We start from the raw sequence: 22,595 nt of genomic DNA, 5'->3' as shown, positions 1-22,595 counted from the left end.
TTACGGTCACCTTCGACAGCCGGGCCCCCCGCTGAAACCGGACATGCTCGCCGCCTTTAACCGAGGGAGACACTTCCCCTCAATAGCGGAGAAGGCGAAGTCGGCGACTGAATCGGTTGGATCGATAGCTCAATTCGCACTGTTGATAAATCGCAATAGCGATTTGCAACTGCTGGGTGTCGGGATAAACACTTGAGGTCTGTTTTTTTGCGAAATCTGTAGGTAGCCCATGAGCGCGAGGTCGCGTGTCGATACAACTAGTGCCGAAGATAAATCAATCGGTTTCGACTATCAGTATTATTACTTTCTCGATGAGTTGCTAAAATTGAAGAGCGGGCAAGTCGTAGGCCTTGAGGTTCTCGATGATGTCCACGTTGAACGTCCTGATGGCAGCCATCTGCTGATCCAGTTGAAGCACACCGTACAGCGGAACGCGCAAGACCTCCCCATCAATCTCACGACCATGGACAGTGACCTGTGGAAGTCGCTATCGAACTGGTGCAAGGTGATCATCGACCCTGCGGAGGGACGGATATCCATCCCCGCTCAGCTTGCCTTCATCGAGAAGACCTCGTTCTTGCTCGCCTCCAACAAGTCTGACAACGACAAAAACACCGTGTTGGTGTCAAGCGTCGCTTTTAAGGCTGGCACCAAGACCCACGCTGAACTCATCGCAGACATCACATCGATAAAGGCGCAGAGCAAAGACACGACGATACAGGGCTACATCGACGATGTGCTCAAACTTGATCCCGCTGTTTCGCAGGGATTTTTCTCCCATTTGCAGTTTGCGTTGGGTCGAGACCAGGCCATCGAAGAATGCAAGAAATCAATCGCTGAAAAGCAGATTGACGCGTCCCGGATCGATGACGTGTTTCATGCGGTCGACTCCGAGGTGAGGCAGAACTGCTTCGCAACTGTCAAGGCAGGGAACAAGATCACGATCAGCTTTGACGAGTTCACCATCAGATACCGAAGGCATTTCGACAAAGCTCGGAGCATCGGTCTGCTTTTCAGGAAATTTCCTCCTGTTTTGCCGGACAATCTCCTCCGCCAGACGTTCATCAAGCAACTGGTGGACATCAATGACGTCTCGGAGGATAACATTGATTTTCATACGAAGTTCACCACCAGGCGGCTGCACTTTCGCGACAACATGGAGCGACTGATCCAGGACGGAGATATCACTCAATCCGATATCGACGACTTGGAGGACGAGGCCTGCGTCATTTGGGAAGGCAAGTTCCTCCAAGCCTACTCGGGTCAATCGTCAGTCGGTGACGAGAGCGAATCTGCCCGCGCGATTGTCGCAGATCTGCGGCAGAAAAAGCTGACGCTTGCTTCTCAGGAGCTCCCGATAGCCATGAGCAATGGCGGGTTTTACGATCTCTCTGATCGGCCGGTGATTGGTTGGCTGCGTAACTGGAAAGACCGCTACAGGTGAAGTTCAGCTCATATTACAACAACTTGGGGATCAACGCGTTCGCGATCTCATCAGTCCTGAAAGAAGCGAGATTTTTAACACTCCCCAAAATTTCGTTGATTTTGCCGGTTGTTGCACATCGCCAGATGTTGAAGACTCTCGCCCATGGCAGCTTCCGCTTCATAAGCTTTGAGAACTATCTAATTGACAACGTCGAATTCTTCTACAATTTCAATGAGAGATACCTGGCGTCACTTGGTCCGACCATCAATTCTCTCCAATTTTTGCACGAAATTGGAGTCGTCCAATTGAAGGATGACGGTGCGGTCATTGCATCTGACTTGCCATTCGACGCCTCGATGGGCAAGCGCGCCGAACGTGTTAGGCGTGCGTCAGCCAACATAGCTGCCCTGGTATCGGGCAATGCCGAAGTGTTCTACCTCAATGCGAGGATCGTTCTGTGAAATTCTACATTCAAAGCCTGCACCTGTGGCTCCGTAGCGGGCAGAAAAGGTCTGTGACCTTTCTGCCTAACAAGGTGAATGTGATCACCGGCGAAAGCCATACCGGGAAGACAGCCATCCTCGACATCATCGATTACTGCATGTTCGCAAGCAAGCATCGAATTTCTGAGAGCATTATCAACGAAAATGTCCTCTGGTACGGACTTCGTATTCACGTGAACGATAAAGTCTACGCGCTGGCGCGACGAGCGCCTATGGGGACAAGCCCGTCGCCTGAATATTTCTTTTCGTCGCTAGGGGAGGTGCCAGAATCCGCGCCGAGGCCGAACGTTAGCGAGAACGTCTTGAAGAAGCAGTTGAGCGCTGATTTCGGCATCGACCAAGACGTCAAAATTCCTTTCGGTGGGAGAGTGCTGCAGGCGGGCTCTCGCGTGTCGCTGCGATATTTCCTGCTCTTCAACACAATATCGCAAGACATAATCACTCACAGCGATCAGTTTTTCGACAAGCAAAGCGAGTCTCGCTACCGGGAGGCGCTTCCACGCATATTCGATATCGCTGTGGGGATCGACACGGTCGAAAACATACTCAAGCGTGACAAGTTGGCGGAGTTGGAGCGAAACCTCGCCCGCCTGCAAAAGCTGTCGGCGAAAACCCAGGAGAAGCGCGATCAGTTTAATGCGCAACTGGCCGAAACCGTCGCTCGAGCTAAGGGGTATGGACTAATCACGGATAACACAGACGCTGATGCTTCAGTCACCGCATTGAAGCGAATGGTCACCGAGCGGGAAAGTGGCTCCGATCTGCATGTATCCGCGCAATATGAGGAGATTTCATCTCAGTTATACCGGGTTTCTCGTAAAATCAGGGGTCTTCACAAATTCGCTTCGGAGTATGGAAATCATAAGGTGACGCTCAAGGAGACGGCGGATAGCCTCCAGCCCGTCGAATATCTGATGAGGAACTACGAGGAGACGGTTCGGACATCCGTATTCGGCGATATCCTCAAAAACCTTTCCGACGGTTTGCAGCAGATTAAAGGCGCTACGGCTGGCAAGACGCCTTTGGACAGCAACATCTCTGAGATCATAAAGGCATTGGAATCTCAGCGTCAGAATCTCGAAAAAGACCTTCGCGCCCTTCCCACCGAGATGGAAAGCTTCGAGACCGACAAAGATAAGTACATCTTCATCGGCGAAACCAAGGCCAAGCTCGAGCTTTACGGCGATTCAGAGTCAGACAAGGCTCCGGACAACAGCGACTTGATCGAAAACCTGGAAGCTGAAATCGAAGGCCTGGCTGTGACGCCTGTCAAGGACCGGCAGGAACTCTTCACCAGTGCTCTTGATGAAGCAATTCAGGATTATATTTCTCTAACAAAGGCGGCTCTCGGGAACTATAGCGACTATCGCTCCGCCTTCAATTACACGGAGAAAAAGCTTCATCTGCGCAAACCCAAAACAGCATCGACCGAGAACGTCGGCAGCAGTTCCAATCATATGTTCCTTCACCTGTTTCTGTTCCTTGGCTTGCATGAACTGATTATGCAGAACGGCGGCGTTCATGTGGCGCCGTTCTTGATTATTGATCAGTTCTCCAGGCCTTACTGGGGCGAGGATGACAAGCAGGGCAGTGACGGCGAGAAGGACGTCGACGAGAGCGATGTCGCGAAGGTCAAGTTGGCATTGGAGCTTTTGGATCAGTTCATCACTACGGCAAACGAGATGGGAAAAGAGTTCCAGATGATCGTCTTCGAGCACATAAATCCGCGATATTGGGATGGGCTCAAGAACGTGCACCTGGTCGAAATCTTCCGGGATGGAAACGCCTTGATCCCGGTTTCCAGGATGGACTAGGGCGTATCAGCGCGAACGGCTGCCACGCAATTGATCTGGCAGCCGCCATATCACGTGGCCGTTTCCGGGGGGCAGCGCTGCTATCTGACCGTCAGGGGGTCGCGGAGCGATACGGCCGTTTTTCGTCGCCTTTGGACGGAACGGGACGGACCGCTCCCGGCCCCCGTTCCAGCCATTGCTATTGATCACCGGAACTGACGAAATGGGCAGGCTATTGATGTCAAAAACACAACGTCCTTTCAATGTTCGCCTTTTGTTCTTCGAAAGTCGCATAATTGGCAGTCTGGTGTGATGTCCGGAATTATCTGGCATTTCGTGGGGTTTACCTGGAGTGCACCCTCAGACTGAGACAAGGAAAATAGCGGACAGTTTCCCCGCAGGAGAGGAAACTGGGGCATGGCCGGACGGCAAAGAGTTATTGATGAGGACCAAAAGCTGGAGCTGCTCCAGCGCATGGAGGCGGGCGAAACCGTCAGCAAGTTGGCAGATGAGGTTGGCATCAGTCGCCAACGTCTTTACGAGTGGCGCGATCATCTCAGGCTTCGTGGTAACCTGAAGTCACTTCGGCGTGGCCGGCCGGCGAGAGTGGCGGGAGGAGTTGACGGCGACGTGCCATTGCCAAGCGCAGTTGATCCGCCGTCGGCTCAGGAAAAGGCACTGACCAGGGCCAGGCGCCGGATCAGGGAATTGGAGCAGAAAGTCGGGCAACAGCAGCTCGATCTCGATTTTTTTCGCGAAGCCTTGCGGCACTTCGAGGAAGATCAGCGTCGGAGCAGCGCTCCTGGCGAAACGGGATCTTCAAAGTCATCGAAAAGATGACGACCGGCCTGTCGCAAGGCGACTTCAACATCGATGGAATGTGCTGGCTCGCTGGCGTCAGCCGCGCCAGTTATTATCGTCACTGGCTAGACTCGGCGCCTCGTCGGGCCGAGACAGGTTTGCGAGATCTCATTCAAAAGATGGCTCTCGCCAACGCGCACTACGGCTACCGCCGGATCGGTGCCCTGTTGCGTCGGGAGGGGTGGCAAGTCAACCACAAATGCGTTCTACGCATCATGCGTGAAGACAATCTGCTGTGCCTGCGTATGCGACCCTTTGTGCCTACAACGACGAACTCGAGGCATGGTTGGCAAGTCGTGCCGAACCTGGCCAGGGGCATGATCCTCAGTGGGGTCAACCAGCTATGGGTTGCCGATATCACCTTCCTGCATCTGGCTGAGGAGTTTGCTTTCCTTGCCGTTGTGCTTGACGCGTTTAGCCGCAAGGTGGTCGGATGGGCGTTGGATACGCATCTCAGAGCAAGCCTTGCCATTGAGGCCCTCGAGATGGCCATCACCGATCGCCAGCCTGCTCCAGGGGGTCTCGTGCACCATTCCGACCGCGGCGTTCAATACGCCTGTGGGGCCTACTCTGAACTTCTGCATCTCCATGGCATCCAGGCGAGCAGGAGCCGCGTCGGAAATCCTTATGACAACGCGAAGGCGGAAAGCTTCATGAAACGCTGAAGCAGGAAGAGGTGCAAGGTCTCGCCTATAAGGATGCTGATGATGCCCGTAGGCGCATCGGCGCTTTCATCGATACCGTTTACAACACGCAGCGCCTGCACTCGGCGCTCGATTATCTCACGCCGGAGGAATACGAACAGAAGCATTCAGGTGGACGACGGATGGAAAAGGCGGCATAGGCTGAACACGGGACGGTGTCCGCTATTTTCCTTGTCTCAGTCTGAGGGTGCACTCCATCACACTGGAATTTGCAGAAATTTCCAGAAAACCGCCACCCTCTTCACGGTCTCAGATCGCGTCGAACCTGCCGGCATCGCCAAAATCCGCGGACGACTTCCTTGGATCGGGGTTGCGCGGTGTCAGAGTCGCTTCGGCATCCAGGCTATGCATTGTTCCAGGCGTTCCAACCTAGCCTTTTGCGAACGAAGCTGGTGACCTACGTTAAGCAGATTGGATTTGCCTTTGGAACCAGCCGCATTGATCAATTCGGATTCGAGCAAAGCTATCCGATCGCGCATCTGCTGAGCCTCCGTCAATCGTATTTCTCTAATCCAACCTAGGCCGCGCATATTCAACGATCACCATCCATGCAGCGTGGATTAGCATCCGAAAACTAACGCCAGCAGATTCGAAAAACTCGCATTTTAAGCGTTGCTAAAATTCGCCGCGCTGTCCTACGTTTGCGCGCGTTCCCGACCGCAGATGACGGCACCTCTTTTCTCGCCCTTCTAGTTTCAGAATAATCTTAATTGACTTGGTAACGGCTCTTTCAGAGCCTCTATCTAAAGAAACAGTGCCAATCTCCAAAGAAACAACATGACGCCTCGCGCCAAGCGTATTCTAGGCAAATCAATAGTCGTGACGATAATTGCAATCGTCGCGACCTTTGCTCTGTCGTTCACGGCAAGACTCGCCTTGCACATGCCGATCGATTGGCTGAGCTGGGTGGAATGCACCCTCATTCCCATCCTGATTGGAATGCCCGTCGGTGCCTACATCTTCGCCCAGTCGGAAACCATCCAAGACACCTGTGACAAGTTGGAGAAGTCGTATGCGGCCCTGAGAGAGACCCACGACAGGCTGGCGTTCGTGACCAGCCACGACCCGATGACGGGGCTTCTTAGCCGCGGCGGATTCATGGCAAGGATGGACAGGAAGCGCGATGAGGGTGAATACGACACGCTTCTCGTTATCGACCCGGATCACTTCGCCTCGTTCAATGACAAGCACGGACATTCCAAAGGTGACGAGGCCTTGGTTCGAATCGCAAAAGCGCTTGTCTATCTAACGCGCCCTGGCGATTCAATTGGACGCCTTGGTGGCGAAGAGTTCGGGGTCCTGCTGCGAGGGGTCCGCAAAGAGCAGGCAATGACCATTGCGGAGAACATCCGCCGTCTTATCGAAGGGATGCCCTGGATCAAAGGGCAACAGGACGATCTAAAGGTGACTGTCAGCATCGGGGGTGCGGAAATCCCTCCCAATGCAGATAGTCAGGATATCCTTCGCACAGCAGAACGATGCATTTTTGAAGCGAAACAGCGTGGCCGGAACCGCGTTTCGTTCGACTACGAAGCAACCAGATTGCGAGTCACGACTCCATAGCCGACCCTGCTTGGGGCGGATTCCTTCGGGTGCGGCGCTACTCAGTAAAATCAACCATCGTGAGTTCAAACGAGTGCCACACGCCGCAACAAATTGCGTTAATCGGAGCGCATCAAATTTCTGATGCCGTGCCAATCGGAAGCTATAGTCTTCGATTTGCACTAGGCTGCCTCAACGCGAAGGCGGTTGTCGGTTGCGATGATCCGCCGCTGTCCCCCAGCAAAGGCGGCACTCTGCAAAATCCATGATTTCCCTCGGGCGCGATGCGGCTTCTTCCCTATCAAGCCGTCATCGCCGTGACAACATATTCTGCGATAGTCGCAACCGACCTCGATCGGTGGCCTCTTACACAGAGAAGCCGTTCAGCAGGTCGGAGGAAATGAAATGAACGCCGAAGTTTTCAGCAGCCCCATCTTCGTGAGGCGTGCCACGGTTATCGTGCAAGAGATTGCCGGCCTTGCGGACGCAATCGATTTTCTCGATGAATGGCCGGAAGATCGCAGAGACTTGATCCATCAAACCGCCCTTCGGGCGTGCTTTGACGCCCACGACGGGCACAAGCCTATAGGCGCGGCCCACAATGCCTTTCTCGGCTTTGCGAAACGGGCCGGGATTTTGGAAGACCCAAACTCCGCGATGCAATGGGTCGTTGCCTGCAAATCGGGAAGCGGAAAGGTGCAGGTGTAGACTGGCGCTTGGGTGAGATTGGTCGAAAGAAGGCAGCGCCGAGCCTTGGAAGCCGGCGCAACCCAAATTCGCCAGTTCCCTTGTGGCGCAGCCGGCGCGCCACTCGCCTTGCCGGTGGCCGAGTTCATCGCCTTGAAGCAGAGCGGATGCGACTGGCGAGGCAGGTCAGGCGATCTTAATATCCGCTGCTCCGGGAGCTTGCTGAATGGCGTCCTTCGTGACCTTTCGACGGCAGGGACGGCCAGACGGGGTAGGACCTTAGCCGAACCCCGACCTGACCCAAATCAATTCGCGCAGAATGGTTCGATCCAATCGCCACTTGCTCTGGACGCAGGCCGTCGACAGCACAGGTCGGCGATCCCGTTACGCGAGACGCGATGTCTCTTCGAAATACGCACCGATGATGGAGGCGACACTCTTGCGGGCAACCGGCGGGCTGAACAGGAACCCCTGCAACTCGCCGCATTTTTCGGCGCGCAATGCCTCCAACTGCGCGACCGTCTCCACCCCCTCGGCCGTGGTATCGATGCCGAGGCTGGTGCCGAGGCCGATGACGGCACGGACGATCGCGAGCGACTCTGGACACTGGACGATCTCGCGGACAAACGACCGGTCGATCTTGAGGCGGTTGAATGGAAACTGCCTGAGGTAGCTCAGGCTGGAGTAGCCAGTGCCAAAATCGTCGAGCGCAATGCGCACGCCGAGCGATCGAAGTTGCTTGAGAATGGCGAGGTTGGTGCTGCTCTCGGCCAGCAGCACCGACTCAGTGATCTCAATCTCCAACTGGTGCGCCTCCAGCCCGCTGCCGGCCAGGGCCAGTCCTACTGCTCCGACGAGATTCCCTTTGCGGAACTGCACCGGCGATACGTTGACGGACAGCACCAGATCGCGCGGCCAGGTTGCCGCCTCTCGGCATGCCATCGCAAGTACCCAGCGGCCGAGTTCGTCGAGTATGCCGGTTTCCTCTGCGATCGGGATGAAATCCGCGGGCGACACCATGCCGCGGCGCGGATTTTGCCAGCGCAGCAGGGCCTCGAACCCGCGGAGCTTTCCGGTTTGCGTCCGGATGATTGGCTGGTAATGCAACTCGAACTCGCGGTCGATCTCGGCGCCGCGCAGCTCTATCTCCAGCGCACGCCGCTCGCGCTGGCGCATGTCCATCCCGGCTTCGAACCAGCGGAAGGTACCCTTGTCCGATTGCTTCGCTCGATAGAGGGCGAGATCGGCGCATTTCAGTAGGCTGTCGATGTCGGCGGCGTCGTCCGGGACCAGCGCAGCGCCGATACTCGCGCCGATTACTATCTCGGCGCCGTCGACCTTCCGGATGGCGGTAAGATCGCGGATGATGCGCTGGGCGAGCTCCTCGACGTCGGAGCGGCATTCGACCGCCGGCACCAGGATCGCGAATTCGTCGCCGCCGAGCCTGGCCACCACGTCGGTCTTGCGCACCAGGTGTCTCAGCCGCGCGGTCACCTCTATGAGGAGTGCGTCCCCTGCCGCGTGTCCGAGAGTGTCGTTGACCGTCTTGAAATTGTCGAGGTCGATCAGCACAACGGCGAACCGCCGTCCGTTCTGCTCGAGGCTGTCGGCCGCGTGCTCCAGCTCGCGCGTGAAAACTGTTCGATTGGCCACTCCCGTCAGCGGATCATGATGAGCGAGGTAAGTGATATGGGCTTCGGCGCGCTTGCGCTCGGTGATGTCGACGATAGTCGATAGTATTGCCACCTGGTGGTCTACGAGGGTTTCGCTTGTGTACTCGATCACATCGAGCTCGCGGCCGTCGGCGGTGCGGTGCCGGAGCACCAGCTCGCGACCGTCCCTCTCGCGGTTGGTGCGGCCATCCACGCGGATTTCGGCAAGGCTGCTGTCGAGGAAGTCGCCGCGACTGTAGCCATAGAGGCGCAACGCCGCTTCGTTGACGTTGAGAAAGATGCCGGTCGACTGGCTGTGCACGAACATCGGTGCCGGATTATCGTCGAAAAGAGAGCGGAACAGGGTCTCGCGCGCCTTCAGGTCGCGAATGTCGGTCAGTGTGACGGCCAGCACGCCGCCGGCGATGTCGACGCCGACCTGCAGAGCGACCCTCTGCTGTCCCAGTCCGTAGGCGAGCTCGAAGCTCGATATGCGCCCGCCGGAACCCGCGCACAGCAGCTCTTGTGGAATCTCGCTTATGCCGACCTTGGTCAGCGCGTCCGAGAGCCGGGTGAACTGGAGGCTGTCGATGCTCGATCCGAGGAAGGCCGCCGCGGCCTCGTTGACGCTTAGTATGTAGAAGTCAGACGTTGCGCCATGCCCACAATCGATCGGGCTCAGCCCGATGATGCCTTCCTGCGTGGAGTTGATGAGCAGACTGGCAAGCTCGACCTGGCTGGCGCGCGGGCGAAGGAATAGAACGAAGTATTCGCCCGGCCAGCGGCACGACAACGGCAGCGCGACGATCTCGATCGTGGAAACCTTGCCGTCGACGACCCAGTGGCAGACTGTGAGGCGCGGCTCGCCTGCCGAGCAGGCCTTATCGATAGCGGAGCCGATCGCTAGATTGAAGGCATATGGCAGTTCCGCGAGGCTGCGCGCGGACTCCGCAAGGCCCACGATCGCGCGGAAGCGCTGGCCGCAGCGCAGCAGGAGAGGTGGCTCGTCCCCTAAACGACGGACGACAGCGATCTCATCCGAGAAGCGGCCGACGCTGCCCAACGCGATCTCCTCATAGGGCGGCAGCGCGCCTGCGCCGCAGGCGGATTGCCAGCGGCGCAGGATGAGCCTCACGTCGTCGAACTCCGTTTGGGCCGCTAAGCTCTGCCCCGCAGCGTCGACCGTGCCGAGGCCCGTATGATCCAGCCCGATCATCGAGTGTGCACCCTTCTGCAGGGAAACGTTTCTGAGAGCCGCAATCATGGTCGCATCTCGCCGGTTCTGCTGCGGGTCCAATCGGGTCAAGGCCTCTGAGGAGCGCAAGCTCCGCTCGCCCAGCGCATCCGGCATTCTAGGCAAGCCCGGGTCTGCCGCGGTGCGGTCGCGCGCCTTGTCCGATCCCGTGCTCCGCTCGTCGCGGAACCTATGGCGAGGACCCTTAACGTTCGACTAAACGAAGCGTCATGATCCTGTTACATCGAGTGCCGCGCAGAGGCATTTGGTTCGTCGGCCTGCTGCGCGAGACGGCGCAAGCGCATGAAATGGTGGTGCATGCCGAGTCGATCAACCGAGACCACGTGGATATGCTAGTGTCGATCCCGCCGAGCCTGTCGGTATCGCGCGCGGCGCAATACTTGAAGGGGCGCAGTTCGCACAAGCTGCTGAGCGAGTTCGGGATATTGCGCAAGCGCTACTGGGGCCAGCACCTGTGGGCGAGGGGCTATGGGCGCCGACGAGCGGGAACGTTACCGACGAGATTTGGGTTGAGTATATCAAGAACCAGACGCCGCCGGAGCCTGACGACAACTTCAACGTGACGTGAGTTCGCGCCCTGTCCGCCAACGCGCGGACCGATCCGGCTTTAAGCCGTAACCTGAAGCCACCGCCCTTTTAGCAGGTGGAGAATTCACACGGTTTTACGAAGTAAATCATGCCCAACGCATCGTAGCTGGCACAGGATTTCCGATTGCACGGTTCGTGGTTGGCGAGTGGTGATTCGCCCACCCTGAGCGTTGCTTCCCGAAGTTCAAGCCCGTGCCAGCCCACTGACCGGTGCAACGAGAGCTCCTATCTCTTTGGCGCCATCTGTCCGGGCGCGGGCCGGTGCGGCGTTGGCGCTGCCGTTCGCCGACACGAGGCCTCAAATCGGCCGCCATATCGCCAGAGGCAGGTCAGTGCTGCCTGGATCGTGCCGGCTGCACCCCACTGCCAAGCTCAAGGGCCGAGGAACATCACGCTGAACTCCTGCCCTGCGTGCGCAGGAAGCCCCCGCCGATGAAATGAGTCCGGTGGCTCAAGCCGAGGAAATTTGCGGGCGGCCGACACGACGTCACACACCATGTCCTGCTTGAGCACCTCGATCGGAATGCGGCCGTCGAGTTCGGGCGAGGGGCGAGTCAGCCAGAACCACGCCAGCCTTGGATTGCCGATTGCCGATAGCACTTCGCTGATCCCTGATGCCGGCCTGCCGTCGACGAACTGGGCGAGCGGGAAGACATGCTTGCGGCCGCCCTTGCGCAAGGCAACGACCTCATTGCGCCTTTGCCAGCGATGCAGCGTCGAGCGCGGTATGTGGAAATGCTCTTCCAGAAAGGTCGATCCGGCGACCTCGCCCGCCCAATCCTCAATCAGCACCGACTGCAGATCGTTGGCCGGCTGCAGCGATGAAGGTGCTGCGGTTGCCGGCATCAGGCTTTCATCTGCGCTGTTGGCACTTGCCAAGCCGCCGTGCGCGACGTCCGCCACTGAGCTGAAGAACTCGGAGACAAGCGCCGCGCATTCGCCCTTGAAAGAGCCGATCGAAAGCCGCTGTGCCTGTGGAAGGAAGGGCACGACGGCGGCGACGCTGCCGGCAATAGCGCTGGCTGAAGCCAGGGTCTGTGTATCAAGAACGATGCCGTGCTGGATCAGAGCCTGTTGCACGGCTTCCGCGACAAGGCCTGCCAAGGCCTTCTGCGAGATCCCATCCGTCGGATTTTGAAATCTGGTCATGTATCTGTCTTGCGCGCCCTGCGCTGCCCTCCCTAGCTGCGGCCGATTGTTGAACGGCTACAGCGACGAGCGGAAATGGCAGCAGCAAAAGATACAGCGACCCGACCAGTTGCTGTCTAGCATTTCGACACCCCCAACGAACTGTTGAGGCGTCCCGAAATGTCAGTCACGGGACGCCTCGATTTGCGTTTAGGTGCGATGTGTGACAGCCGCGCGACGGTAGGAATCATCGTGCCGGTCGGCACGATGGGGAGAGCCGCGTCACGGACACTGGCATTTTCTCGTTACCTATGATTTGAAACATGCGGGCGCAATTAGGATCCAGTCTACAAGTACATCAAACATAACTATACGTGGTGCAAAGGGGTCGAATCCGTATGGCTGGATACAGCGGTCAAGCGGGGCAAAATCCGCGACGACTTGAAAGCGTTGGTTGACGCTGACGATGTGGTCTTTGTGGCTCGCATCGTCCAGGAATGGGGTTCAACTACTACTGTGCACATTGGTTGAACAACCCGGGGCGGAGCTGGGCGACAGCCGCTCCAACAGCCGCTCCATCGACCTTAAACTCTATGCGAAGAAGTTTGGCTAGCGGCAAACAATCTGAGTCTCATCACATCCTCCATCGTGGCAGTCTCACGAAAGCGTCATGAACGTTTGCTAATGAGCCCCGCTTGGGGGAATGTTTGGTGGACGAAGACAGCCCGTATCGTGAAGCTTATCGCTGAACTGCCCCCCATTTCGACCGGACAATCGGACAGCGCATCACGGAGGCGCCCCTCGACATTCATCCCAGCCACTGGCGCGATTGGAATGAGCAGAAGTGATCGGAAACCTTCGCCCGCATGCTGCTGGATGCATCCCCTCAATCGAACGGGATGCCCTCTACCTTGGCCGCTGTCTCGAGATCGCCGCGGAAATAATAAGTGGTGAGTTGGCAGTCTGTCTCAAGTAGGCCTGCCAGAGCACATGCGGGCTCTTCGGCTCAATGTGACACCCACGCAGCCGGTCGGCATATCAGATCGCCCGAACCTCGCCGGATGACGTCTTCGTCGACTGTTTGTCCACCGGTGGTCCGTAACTGATCTTTTGACCATCCTGCGAGCGTTCATCCCATTCGCTCTGAAGCATATGAACCTGGCGACGGTGGAAACACGACCGTCTTGCTGCCGTTGAGGAATACTCGTCCGTGGATGTGCGCGTGTATCGCCCGAGCCAGTGCTTGTGCCTCAACGTCGCGGCCGAGGCTGACGTAGTCATCATTCGACTGCGCATGTGTCACACGGATGATGTCCTGCTCGATGATCGGCCCTTCATCGAGATCTGCGGTCACGTAATGCGATGTGGCGCCGATTAATTTCACGCCGCGTTCGTAAGCCTGCTTGTACGGATTGGCGCCTTTGAACGAAGGTAGAAACGAGTGGTGGATGTTTATGATCTGCCCAGACATCTTTTGACACATTTCATCAGAGAGAACCTGCATGTAACGGGCAAGCACGATCAGCTCCGCTTCAGTGTCATCCACGATGCGCATTTGCTGTGCTTCCGCTTCGGATTTGTTATCTTTCGTCACCTTGATGCAGTGAAACGGAATGTCGTGATTCACCACGACCTTTTGATAATCCATGTGATTAGAGATCACTGCCACGATATCGATCGGAAGAGCGCCGATGCGGCAACGGTACAGGAGATCATTGAGGCAGTGGCCGAAGCGCGAGACCATGATGATGACTTTTCGCTTCGTGGCCTCGTCAAAAAACTCTGCTTCCATCCCAAAGCGCGATGCGATGGGATCGAAATCTGCGCGCAGTTCTTCGAGTTCACGCCCGCCTTCGGAACGGAAACTCACCCTCATGAAGAAATTGCCAGTGTCGGCATCGTCAAACTGCGCGCTGTCAGTGATGTTGCAAGCCTGATCGGCAAGAAATCCTGAAATCGCAGCGACGATCCCCCTGGTGGAGCGGCATTTCACCCGAAGTGCAAAGCTGAACATCGTTTCCTCCTCAGTAGTCTCACGCCGGCAAGGTGCCGCGAAACGCTAACAGGGTATTGGCGAGTAGCCAGGTGGATACTTTGCAAAAAGACTGAAGCTCGCGGGTCCGCGAGTGAGCAATTATCACCGCGCAATACTCAAGAGAGAGTAGAGCGAATAAAATCCATGCTTATCCTGAAAGCCTCCTCAGCACTGCTTAGCCGGTGAATGTCGCGGGAGAACGGCTCGTAGGAGAAAGCGCCAGAATAACCTCCGTCAATTAAACTACGGATCTGATCGATATTGCCGAGCCGGTCGCGCTCGTCGACGAGGATTCGATGGCTATCTTGCATCTCCTCGGGGCTGAGGCTCGGATCGATGACACCGGAGATGTGGACGATGCCCGTATGCTCAGGAAAGAACTCGCTCTCGCCTGCAAGATAATGGTGAAAGGTATCGTGCACGAGCTTACAGCGCCCGCTGCCGCCGACTGCCTCGATTGCCGCGATGGCATCGGCCTTGCACCGCAGCGATGAGGTGACGAAGCCTAAGGGCTCGACAAGCGCCACGAGGTCGGCTGCGTCCAGCATCGGCAGGATCTCGCCCAGCGAGCGACGCAGCGCCTCGTCGCGGCCACCATCGCTGTATTGCGGCGCATCGTTGCGCGGAATTAGGCTAATCGACTCTGCGCCGGCCTCCTTGGCTTGCTCGATGAGCAGCTGGACCTTCGCCGGCATGGCGTCCGACCAAGCATTGAACCCATAGACTTCCGAAAGCCCGAGAAGCCGCAGGCCTTTGGAGCGCGCGTAGTTGCCGATTGCCGCTGGGGCTTCGCCGTCGAAGAACGCAGCGTCCGTCAGCTGTTTGTCCGCCAGATCATTGCGCAGTTCGACCCCAAGGCACCCGAGTAAAGCTGCAAGATCGAGGAAGGCGCGGCAATCGAGCCTCGGCGCTGCCATATGGTTCATAGCGAACTTCGGTTGAGCGGTCATATAAACTCCTCATCCGGTCGCGGATTGACCGATTTTAACCTTCACTGAGGTAGCTCATTGCTGTGGTCAACAGCCAGAAACGAAATCCCATCAGCGAAGAGGGATTTCGGCAAATTCGTGCCACTATTCTCTCATTCTTTCATACAGCGCTGCATCACACGCTTTCTGGGACGTGCAGCGTGAATGGGAGGAACAGTTGTCCACTCGTTTCTAGCGGCCCGGCCTGTAAAGTCTTCACCATCAAGTCGATCAACGCCCGGCAGAGCCGCTCGAGCGGCGTGGCGATGACGCCGACGATCAGATGCTCCCTCAAGGCGTCGATTGTTTCCGGCACGAGTTCGTTGACAACGACGCTTGGCGGCCGCACGAGATCCAGTTCGCGTAGCGCTGCAATTGCGCCTTCGAACCCACCGCCGGCGACATAGAAGCCGGTGAGATCGGGATAGCGGTCAATCAGGGTAACCGTCGCCTCATGGGTGACTTCCTTTGTATCAAGGTTCACTAGCGTATCGAGCACATTGAACTGCGGCGCATGTTCGCGGAAGTAGCTGCGAAAGCCTGTCTCGCGCAGTTCGTGGCCGTGCCAACGATGGCTGCCGACAAAGACCGCCACCTTGCCGACCCGCGGCGCCGACCGCGAGATGAGCCAGCCGGCGGTGCGGCCTGCCTTCATGTTGTTAACTCCAACATAGGTGTCGCGAACGCCCTGCGCGAAATCAGACAGCAGCGAAAACACGGCCTTTCCGGATGCCTTCAATGACTCTACCGTGCGCGTCACCAGGTGATGATCGAGGCTGGCCATGCCGATCACCTCCGCGCGCGTCGCCAACGTCTCCAGCGCCTTAACGAAGTCGGACGGGGTCTGGGACCTGACGAACTCGATATGCACGATGCCGCGTATGCCCGGCGTTTCTTCCACCGCCCTGGTCAACTGCGCCGCGAAAGCGCGATAGAACGCTTGGTCCTCCTTCAGGAGCAGGAAGCCGAACCGGATCGGTCGAAGGTCGCGCTCGATGCGCTGCCGAATGAGATCCGCGGCGTGATAGCCGATCTCTCGCGCCGCCTCGTAGACCTTGCGAGCGGTCTCCTCGCGCACCGGCTGCCGGCCGTTCAGCACGCGATCGATGGTCGCGACCGAAACACCTGCACGCTCGGCGAGATCCGTGATCGTTGGTCGCCTACCCATGGCCCACAATGAGATTGAATGAAAGGTAGATCAACTACGGATGAGAGGCTTTGAAAGATTACACATTTTACGGTTGATCAAGGCAAGAGGCGCCATCAGCCTTTTAGGCGGGCATTGTCAATGCTGGCCAAGGACCGATCTTTCGGAACGCTGCGGCTCAAAACCCTCCCATGCGAACCCTTGATTTCATTCCCCTCATACCCCGCCCGTCATTTGATTGAAAGAGCTTTCATCTCACAACGGTCCAACAACCGGTGCCGCGGCAAGCACGGCCGCCACGGTGGTCAGTTGTTCTCTCTGAGATAGATCTCGAAGGGTGTCGAGATCTACGACGAGCAGGCCGGGCAGAATCTGCTTGAAGGCCTCGGCAGGATCAAGTGGCATCTTTGGCATGGTAACGTCTATCGTGCCCGTGACGAAATTGCCGACCTTCGATTCACGCGGAAGGTCTGGAAACAGGCTATCCGAACATGCGCAAGTTCCTGACCGCCATCGGCGACTTCCAGGCCTACATTGCCTCCAACAGTGCGAGCCTGATCAATTACGGCGAACGCTATCGGTCCGGTGAGCGCATCTCCTCGGCCTTCGTCGAGGCCACCGTTAACGCCGTCATCTCCGAGCGCTTCGCAAAGAAACAGCAGATGCAGTGGAGCAGGGTCGGCGCGCATCTTCTGCTGCAAACCCGCACGCAGACCTTTGACGGTTCCCTCCGCTCGACCTTCCGGCAATGGTATCCCGGCATGGTCAACGCCAATCGCGAGAACAGAGAAACGGCCCGCGCCGCATGACCGCCCCACAAATCCTCATGCTCCCCAACTTGAACAACGCGGGGCAGCGGACCCCACCAATCGCGACTGGCTTCGGCTTGATCAGGTTTTGCAAATTGATCTCTGGCAGCGAGCCGGTGTTATGCATAACAAACTGCGTCACCAGGGCGGAAGCCGCCGCCACAGTTACCAGCACGAGGCGGAGCGGCACGCTTGCCCAACGGCTGGCGCGAGAGCGCTTGGCGCCGAACTGCTTCATCTGCCGCCAAACAACCTTTTGAGCAGGCTCCAGAAGCTGACGGTGGTGCGGTCATAGACCCGATTGTAAGTGGCTCGCTTAGGGTCGGTGACCCATCCCCTACCGCGTGGGGCTTTCAGGCCGAAACTGTGCTTCACCATCCGTTTAACGGATGTTCTGGCCGCAATGCTGCGTTTGATGCTTGGTCTGCGGATTCCGAATCTCATTTTGCTCCCCTACCTCTCGCAACCCACGCCATCATGATCACGGTCCAGGTGGTTGGGATCGGACGGGCCGACCGAAACAGGTCCCTGGACGACGGGGTTGTTGCCCCTACCACCGGCGCAGTCCAGATCGGCGCCGTTGTTTCGTAAGGCAGATGCCGGCTGCGGCGTTCCGCGGTACCTTTGAACGACAGCCGTCATCCGCTGCCCGTCGCCCTCGATCTTCGTGTTGTTGCTGTTGGGGTTGAACGGGTCGACCGTCTGGAGAAGTTGGTTCTGGCGAGCGGAGTCACCTGCCGCCAACGTCATCGTGTCGTAGTTGTTGAGATAGTCGGCCGCACAGCCGCTAACACTCAATGCCACGATGAGGACGCACATCGAGATCTTCCTTCGCATAACGTCGTTCCCGCCTTACACCGGGGAGGGATTGATGCCGGCTGATTTCAACTTCGCGCCAAGTTTCGCTCGCGTGGCGCAAGCCGTCTTGTCACCAGCAACGCATTTGTTGTTCGCATCCTTCCAGTCCAACAACGCGGTGTTGATCCAGCTGCCAGGCGCGCGTGCAATCCCATAGGGCGTAGGTGATGCACCGATAGCGACCGATGCTGCTGCCGCGCCGGCTTGTCCATGCGGCGCACGCTTCCAGCCGCTGATGATGAGACAATTCCGCATGAAATCATCTTCAGCGATCGCATTGCCGATAGCATTGCCAATCCCGGCACCGGCAACAAACCCCGGCGACCCAATCGCAATATAGCCTTGGTCTACTGACCTTTTCTGAAGTTCGCATTGTGCATGGGCGACATCGAAACTCGGCCCATACCCGATCTGAACATAGTCTGTTTGATTGCTAGTTTGACAGCCGCACAGCGCGGCAGCGGCACAAAGTGCCGGCAACACCTTTATTTTCATACCCCCAGCCCTCCCACGGCTGAGGCCAGCATCTCTCAAAGCAAATATTAGCGCAAGATAGCAAATCTATTCTGGTAAATGCCCGTGGGTTTCGGAAGCTTGCTGTAGCTGAAGCGGCGGAGTGATCGGGATGTCAAAGCTAAAGTTTATCTTGCAGCTGGAGCCATCCGCCGCCGACCGGGCCAGGCAACCCTGACCAGCTCCACCCGGTCGGCGGCTTGCGTCTTCGTACTTTGCAAATATTGTAACTTGCGAACGAAGTAATAAGGAATATTATGATGTCGCATTTATAAGTTGGCTACTTTGTCTCACCTTTAAATAGCTTTGACAAAAATGTAGACAATCACTTGTTCAGTTTCGGGAGACCCGAATGTCGTTTTGTCTACCTGACGGCCCCAATGTCGCCGTATAGAGCACGCCGTCAATGGTGAAATTCGTCTGCGGCCGAGACGAGCTCGGCAACACTTCCTTGTAGTGCATTCCGCGCATCAGGTCCATTGACGCCCGTTGATTGCCGTGTTGCCAGCCCGAGACGTAGATGTTTAGCTCTGGCACTGGAGGCGGCGCGTAAGGCATGTATGGTGCCCCAAAGATCGACGCTGCGGCGCCTTGCTCCCACGATGGGCCTGGCTGATTGACGCTGGGCGCCGGTGAAGGCGCACCCTGCCAAAAACTCGACGAGTTGGCCCCCCAATTCTGGGGCGGCGCCTGGTTCCATTGATCGACGCCCGCCCAAACCTCCGCCGAATTGTGACTGGGCGGTGGAGAGGCGCCGCGCCACCCTCCCTCCGCCGCATCATACGAGTCCCAAAGCTGGTCTTGATTGTAACTCGACACCCGCGGCGGGGACGACTCGTGCTCTGGCTGTCTAGCGCTACCCTCCGCAGCCCCCGACGTACCCTCCCCAAGAGTCTGACGGTAGTTCTCAATCATGCGCAGCCCTGCCGCGACCCGCTTATCACCCCCACAAAGTTCCTGGGCATAATTCTTGAGCGCCTCGCCGCTGACTCCACAGAGAGACAAGCCGTAAACGCTGTGAAGCCTGTCAGATAGCTTCCGGAGCCCGGAACCATATTCGACCACGGTATGACCCGCTATAGTGTTACCAGCCCGAGCGAAATCACCCGCCCTCTGGATGAGGTCATCGTCTCCAGGAGCGAACTGATACCGCCTCCCAGTGCCCGCCTGCGACGAACCCTCCCCGGAAGTCCCACGGTACCGCTTAAGCATGTTCAGCCCCTTCACGACTTGGCTTTCACCCGCGCACAGTGTGCGAGCATAGCTCTTTAGCGACTCGCAGCTGAGGCCAGAGAGAGACAATCCATAAACGTCGTGAAGCCTTTCAGATAGTTTCCGAAGGCCTGAACGGAACTGATCTACGGCCGCACGCCCAGATCTCTGCAACTCCATATTGCCCGCGCTCTGGATGAGGTCCTCGTCTCCAGGGGCGGCCCTATACCTCCTCCCATGATCCGGAACGTTCGGCTGGGCCGCCCCTTCGAGGTGCTGCTCAAAGTGGCCTTGCGCAGCCCCCTCAGGTTCTTCCGCCTGTCCCGCCTGCTGCTGCGCCGCCAAGGCGAAGTACGCATTCGGATCGAATCCAAATAGATTGAAGTTGCTCGGGTCCATCATAGTCTCCTAAGGATGCATGCATCACGTATGCATGGGCCCCAGACGCTACTCTGGTTAACTGTCCAAGAACTGACGAACGCCTACGGTCCTTCAGAAAACTGGACCAGTCCTTTTTGTCTGGTTCTTACTGCGCGCAATTAGCTCTAAGAATTCATATCGGTAGCACTCTCCGTATCGAGTGCTAAAAAATTCGTGCCACCCTCTTGAAATGCGTGCTTCGGTAATTCCCGGACAGCCTTTTCGCTAAATCTAGTACAGTGGTGGCGGACGCGGCATTATGACTCGGGCGTGTCGGGTTGAGGTGGGTGGCGGTTTGGCGTGCGGCATGATTCCATCAGACCATGTCGGAGCCACCCGATTCTCGAACGCTGACCCCTGCGGGCCTGCTCGACGTGATCGTGGCAGTTGCGGGCGGAGGTCGCCGGGCTTCGCGCCGAGAATGCGGCTCTGAAGGATGAGATACGGCGTCTGAAAGGTCTACCGCCGCGCCGACGCTGAAGCCGAGCGGGATGGAGCAGTCGTCCAAGCGGAGCTCGCCTGCAGCAACGGGTCCGAAGCGGGTGGTCCGCTATGGTTTTGCCCCGGTTACTCCCAGCCGACGACAGATAATTCTGGGCTCGGGCCCTCACGGCGACAGATAATTCCGGACGTTACATCACAGAACAGTTTCCAACCGCCAGGCCGTCATGAGCTGCTCGGAACAGGCAAAGGAGATAGCATGGATCCCTTTAACAACGTCAATCCATCGTCTCAGATTTCGCCCGCACAGACGATGCAGGCTCGCAACAGCATCAGACCAACCAGGCGCGTTTTCAGGAGCGTCTGAACGCGTTGCCGCCGGGCCAGCATCGGCAAGCCGTTCCAAACAGCCGTCTCGCCAGGCGGCGGACCGGCTCACATGCAGATGCGGTTGGACCGAGGATGCTGCAAGAGGAGGACGCCGCGGAAGGCGGTTCGCACTTGCCCTTTGCTCCACCAGCTCACTCACCTGCGCAGAGTTTTGACCAGGACGAGCTCTTTGCCGCCGCCGACCGCGCCGGGCCGTTGCCGGTCGCAAGTTTCGCTTCGGCGCAGTTCTGGCAGGATGCGGAGCGGGTCGTCCACTCACCCGCGCAAAGTGTCGATCAGCCGCGGAGCCGCGCAGCGATTGGGCGCGCTTGCGAAGCTTTGAGTTCCATGCCGCCGCCGCGGGTCAACCTGCCCGCCACGAGATTTGGAAGCGCACCCGATGGCGTGAGCCTCCCTCACGTCGTCGCGGACGCATATCGGCCTGCGGCCAATCAACAGGGCGATCTGACCGGCGCGCGCCATACAACGCCGGCCGAGGCGTCGCACCAGGTTTCCGTCGTTCAGAAAAGGCGCAGTCGCAAGCGCGGCCGCGAGCACCCGGACGAGGTGCTTTTTGCCGCCTACCGTGCCGAGGTGGCTAAAACAGCCAAGGTGGGTGAAAGCTCGATTCCTGGCGATATAACGGCGCTGCGCAAGTTCAGCATATTTGGCTTGACGAGAACCACCAGAGCCAAATCAACGGTCGGATTGAGGACGGGCAGCTGGTCGGCCTGGTGAAGGACTTTGCGGGCAACGATGCCGTACTGCTGGGCGACACCAAAGTGGCGTTGGAGCACAAAGACATCGCAATTATAGCCGTTCTGCTGCTGGGTGATACGGGTGGGCTCCAGGTGGGCTCCCAGCCGTCGTGCGAGCTGTGCCGCGGGCTGGTCGTTGAGCCGCCCGGCGGAGTCTTGACGGCACGCGGGTGCTGGTCAGGCGACTGGGGCAAAGGCGGCAGCCAGGCAGGCTGCACCTCGACAACCTGAGGCACTCCAACACCGACTCGGTCATAGGGCTGTTACACAGGAGTCGCGCTGCCGATCAGCCAAGCCTCCGATCAGTCCCGAGCCGAGCTAATGGCTTCCTTCAGAAGCAGAGAGCAATCTGACGCGGGGCGTTGAGTCTCGGTCGCTACCGTCAAGTAGATCAGCTATACGTGGGAGTGTCTGGCGCTGATCGCCGACACCTCGCTGTCGGGCCTGCGCGTCGTGCGCGAGCTCGACACCATCATCCGCTGGCCGGTGATCCTATTTGGATCGTAGTCGGTGCAAGCCAGGCGTGATGCCGCGCGATCTGGCATCCTGGGCGGATGGTGTCGATATTCCTGCTCGACGCCTATATTTGCTGAGTGAACGGCAGCGCGCTAGCCGGAGTTCCCCCCTTTGCGGCGTCCGCATAATACGCTTTTGCCTCTGCTTCGTCGGCAAAGGACCGCGTTGCGCGCGACTGGCTCGTGGCACGCTTGCGGTTCATGACGCGCCAATGGTGGAATGGTGCGAAGTGCGGGAAGCACTGAACGAGTGGCATTCGCAGAGCCCCGTCTCCACGGTACGCCTGATGCTCGTGCAGAACCTGCTGACGGCTGCGATTACGCGCGCGCCGGCCTGAGCGGAGGTAGCGCTGGCGCTCATGCGCGGACCGGACGCCGTCGCGACGGCCATGAGCCCGGAGGCGACAAAGG

General features: G+C 58.0%; 16 protein-coding genes and 2 pseudogenes. 11 read left to right on the top strand and 7 right to left on the bottom strand.

What is annotated here, in order from left to right:
* Positions 1-229 precede the first annotated feature (229 nt).
* The 8 genes from RFN28_RS20920 (at position 230) to RFN28_RS20885 (ending at position 7,537) form a co-directional block, all read left to right on the top strand.
* Positions 230-1,444 carry a hypothetical protein gene (locus RFN28_RS20920; protein ID WP_320222765.1) on the top strand — a complete coding sequence of 405 codons (1,215 nt, stop codon included), beginning with the start codon at positions 230-232 and terminating at the stop codon, positions 1,442-1,444.
* Complete coding sequence (locus tag RFN28_RS20915; RefSeq protein WP_320222764.1) at positions 1,441-1,887, top strand: three component ABC system middle component; 447 nt, start codon at positions 1,441-1,443, stop codon at positions 1,885-1,887. The genes RFN28_RS20920 and RFN28_RS20915 overlap by 4 nt, the downstream gene beginning before the upstream one ends.
* A complete protein-coding gene (locus RFN28_RS20910) occupies positions 1,884-3,743 on the top strand; it encodes a DUF3732 domain-containing protein (protein WP_320222763.1) in 1,860 nt (619 codons plus the stop codon). Before RFN28_RS20915 ends, RFN28_RS20910 begins: the two co-directional genes overlap by 4 nt.
* Positions 3,744-4,139: 396 nt before the next feature.
* A complete protein-coding gene (locus RFN28_RS20905) occupies positions 4,140-4,562 on the top strand; it encodes a helix-turn-helix domain-containing protein (protein WP_320222762.1) in 423 nt (140 codons plus the stop codon).
* Positions 4,559-5,248, top strand: a complete 690-nt coding sequence (locus RFN28_RS20900) for an IS3 family transposase (RefSeq protein ID WP_320222761.1) — start codon at positions 4,559-4,561, stop codon at positions 5,246-5,248. Before RFN28_RS20905 ends, RFN28_RS20900 begins: the two co-directional genes overlap by 4 nt.
* An 11-nt stretch (positions 5,249-5,259) precedes the next feature.
* Positions 5,260-5,427, top strand: a complete 168-nt coding sequence (locus tag RFN28_RS20895) for an integrase core domain-containing protein (RefSeq protein WP_320222760.1) — start codon at positions 5,260-5,262, stop codon at positions 5,425-5,427.
* Positions 5,428-6,064: 637 nt separating this feature from the next.
* Entirely contained in the window at positions 6,065-6,850 is a 786-nt protein-coding gene (locus RFN28_RS20890; RefSeq protein WP_320222759.1) for a GGDEF domain-containing protein, read from the top strand.
* Between the two features lie 384 nt (positions 6,851-7,234).
* The gene (locus tag RFN28_RS20885; protein ID WP_320222758.1) at positions 7,235-7,537 is read left to right on the top strand and encodes a DUF982 domain-containing protein; all 303 of its coding nucleotides are present in this window, start codon (positions 7,235-7,237) and stop codon (positions 7,535-7,537) included.
* A gap of 363 nt (positions 7,538-7,900) precedes the next feature.
* On the opposite strand, the gene RFN28_RS20880 is transcribed toward RFN28_RS20885, so the two are convergent.
* The gene (locus RFN28_RS20880; protein ID WP_320228066.1) at positions 7,901-10,519 is read right to left on the bottom strand and encodes a putative bifunctional diguanylate cyclase/phosphodiesterase; all 2,619 of its coding nucleotides are present in this window, start codon (positions 10,517-10,519) and stop codon (positions 7,901-7,903) included.
* 161 nt (positions 10,520-10,680) lie between these two features.
* On the opposite strand from RFN28_RS20880, the pseudogene tnpA reads away from it, so the two are divergent.
* Positions 10,681-10,991: pseudogene (tnpA, locus tag RFN28_RS20875) on the top strand (IS200/IS605 family transposase); the annotation flags it as partial.
* Between the two features lie 392 nt (positions 10,992-11,383).
* On the opposite strand, the gene RFN28_RS20870 reads toward tnpA, so the two are convergent.
* The 4 genes from RFN28_RS20870 to RFN28_RS20855 form a co-directional block, all read right to left on the bottom strand.
* Positions 11,384-12,160, bottom strand: coding sequence for an antitoxin Xre/MbcA/ParS-like domain-containing protein (locus tag RFN28_RS20870; protein ID WP_320222755.1), 777 nt, complete (start codon positions 12,158-12,160; stop codon positions 11,384-11,386).
* Positions 12,161-13,268: 1,108 nt separating this feature from the next.
* The gene (purU, locus tag RFN28_RS20865; RefSeq protein ID WP_320222754.1) at positions 13,269-14,153 is read right to left on the bottom strand and encodes a formyltetrahydrofolate deformylase; all 885 of its coding nucleotides are present in this window, start codon (positions 14,151-14,153) and stop codon (positions 13,269-13,271) included.
* Between the two features lie 137 nt (positions 14,154-14,290).
* Complete coding sequence (locus RFN28_RS20860) at positions 14,291-15,124, bottom strand: TIM barrel protein (protein ID WP_320222753.1); 834 nt, start codon at positions 15,122-15,124, stop codon at positions 14,291-14,293.
* Positions 15,125-15,278: 154 nt separating this feature from the next.
* Complete coding sequence (locus RFN28_RS20855) at positions 15,279-16,310, bottom strand: LacI family DNA-binding transcriptional regulator (RefSeq protein ID WP_320222752.1); 1,032 nt, start codon at positions 16,308-16,310, stop codon at positions 15,279-15,281.
* A 309-nt stretch (positions 16,311-16,619) separates the two neighbouring features.
* Here RFN28_RS20855 and RFN28_RS20850 point away from each other — a divergent pair.
* Positions 16,620-17,098 (top strand): annotated as a pseudogene (locus tag RFN28_RS20850) (ISKra4 family transposase); the annotation flags it as partial.
* A gap of 453 nt (positions 17,099-17,551) precedes the next feature.
* On the opposite strand, the gene RFN28_RS20845 reads toward RFN28_RS20850, so the two are convergent.
* Both RFN28_RS20845 and RFN28_RS20840 read right to left on the bottom strand, forming a co-directional pair.
* Positions 17,552-17,917 carry an excalibur calcium-binding domain-containing protein gene (locus RFN28_RS20845; protein WP_320222751.1) on the bottom strand — a complete coding sequence of 122 codons (366 nt, stop codon included), beginning with the start codon at positions 17,915-17,917 and terminating at the stop codon, positions 17,552-17,554.
* Between the two features lie 33 nt (positions 17,918-17,950).
* Positions 17,951-18,451: a hypothetical protein gene (locus RFN28_RS20840; protein WP_320222750.1), complete on the bottom strand. Its 501-nt coding sequence runs from the start codon at positions 18,449-18,451 to the stop codon at positions 17,951-17,953.
* 2,553 nt (positions 18,452-21,004) lie between these two features.
* On the opposite strand from RFN28_RS20840, the gene RFN28_RS20835 reads away from it, so the two are divergent.
* Positions 21,005-21,649, top strand: a complete 645-nt coding sequence (locus RFN28_RS20835) for a hypothetical protein (RefSeq protein ID WP_320289143.1) — start codon at positions 21,005-21,007, stop codon at positions 21,647-21,649.
* Positions 21,650-22,595 lie beyond the last annotated feature (946 nt).

Origin of the sequence: Mesorhizobium album (assembly GCF_033977205.1) — a bacterium.
In the GTDB taxonomy this organism is placed as follows: domain Bacteria; phylum Pseudomonadota; class Alphaproteobacteria; order Rhizobiales; family Rhizobiaceae; genus Mesorhizobium; species Mesorhizobium album.
Note: the sequence above shows the minus strand (reverse complement) of the source record. Positions and strands in the feature narration are given on the sequence as shown.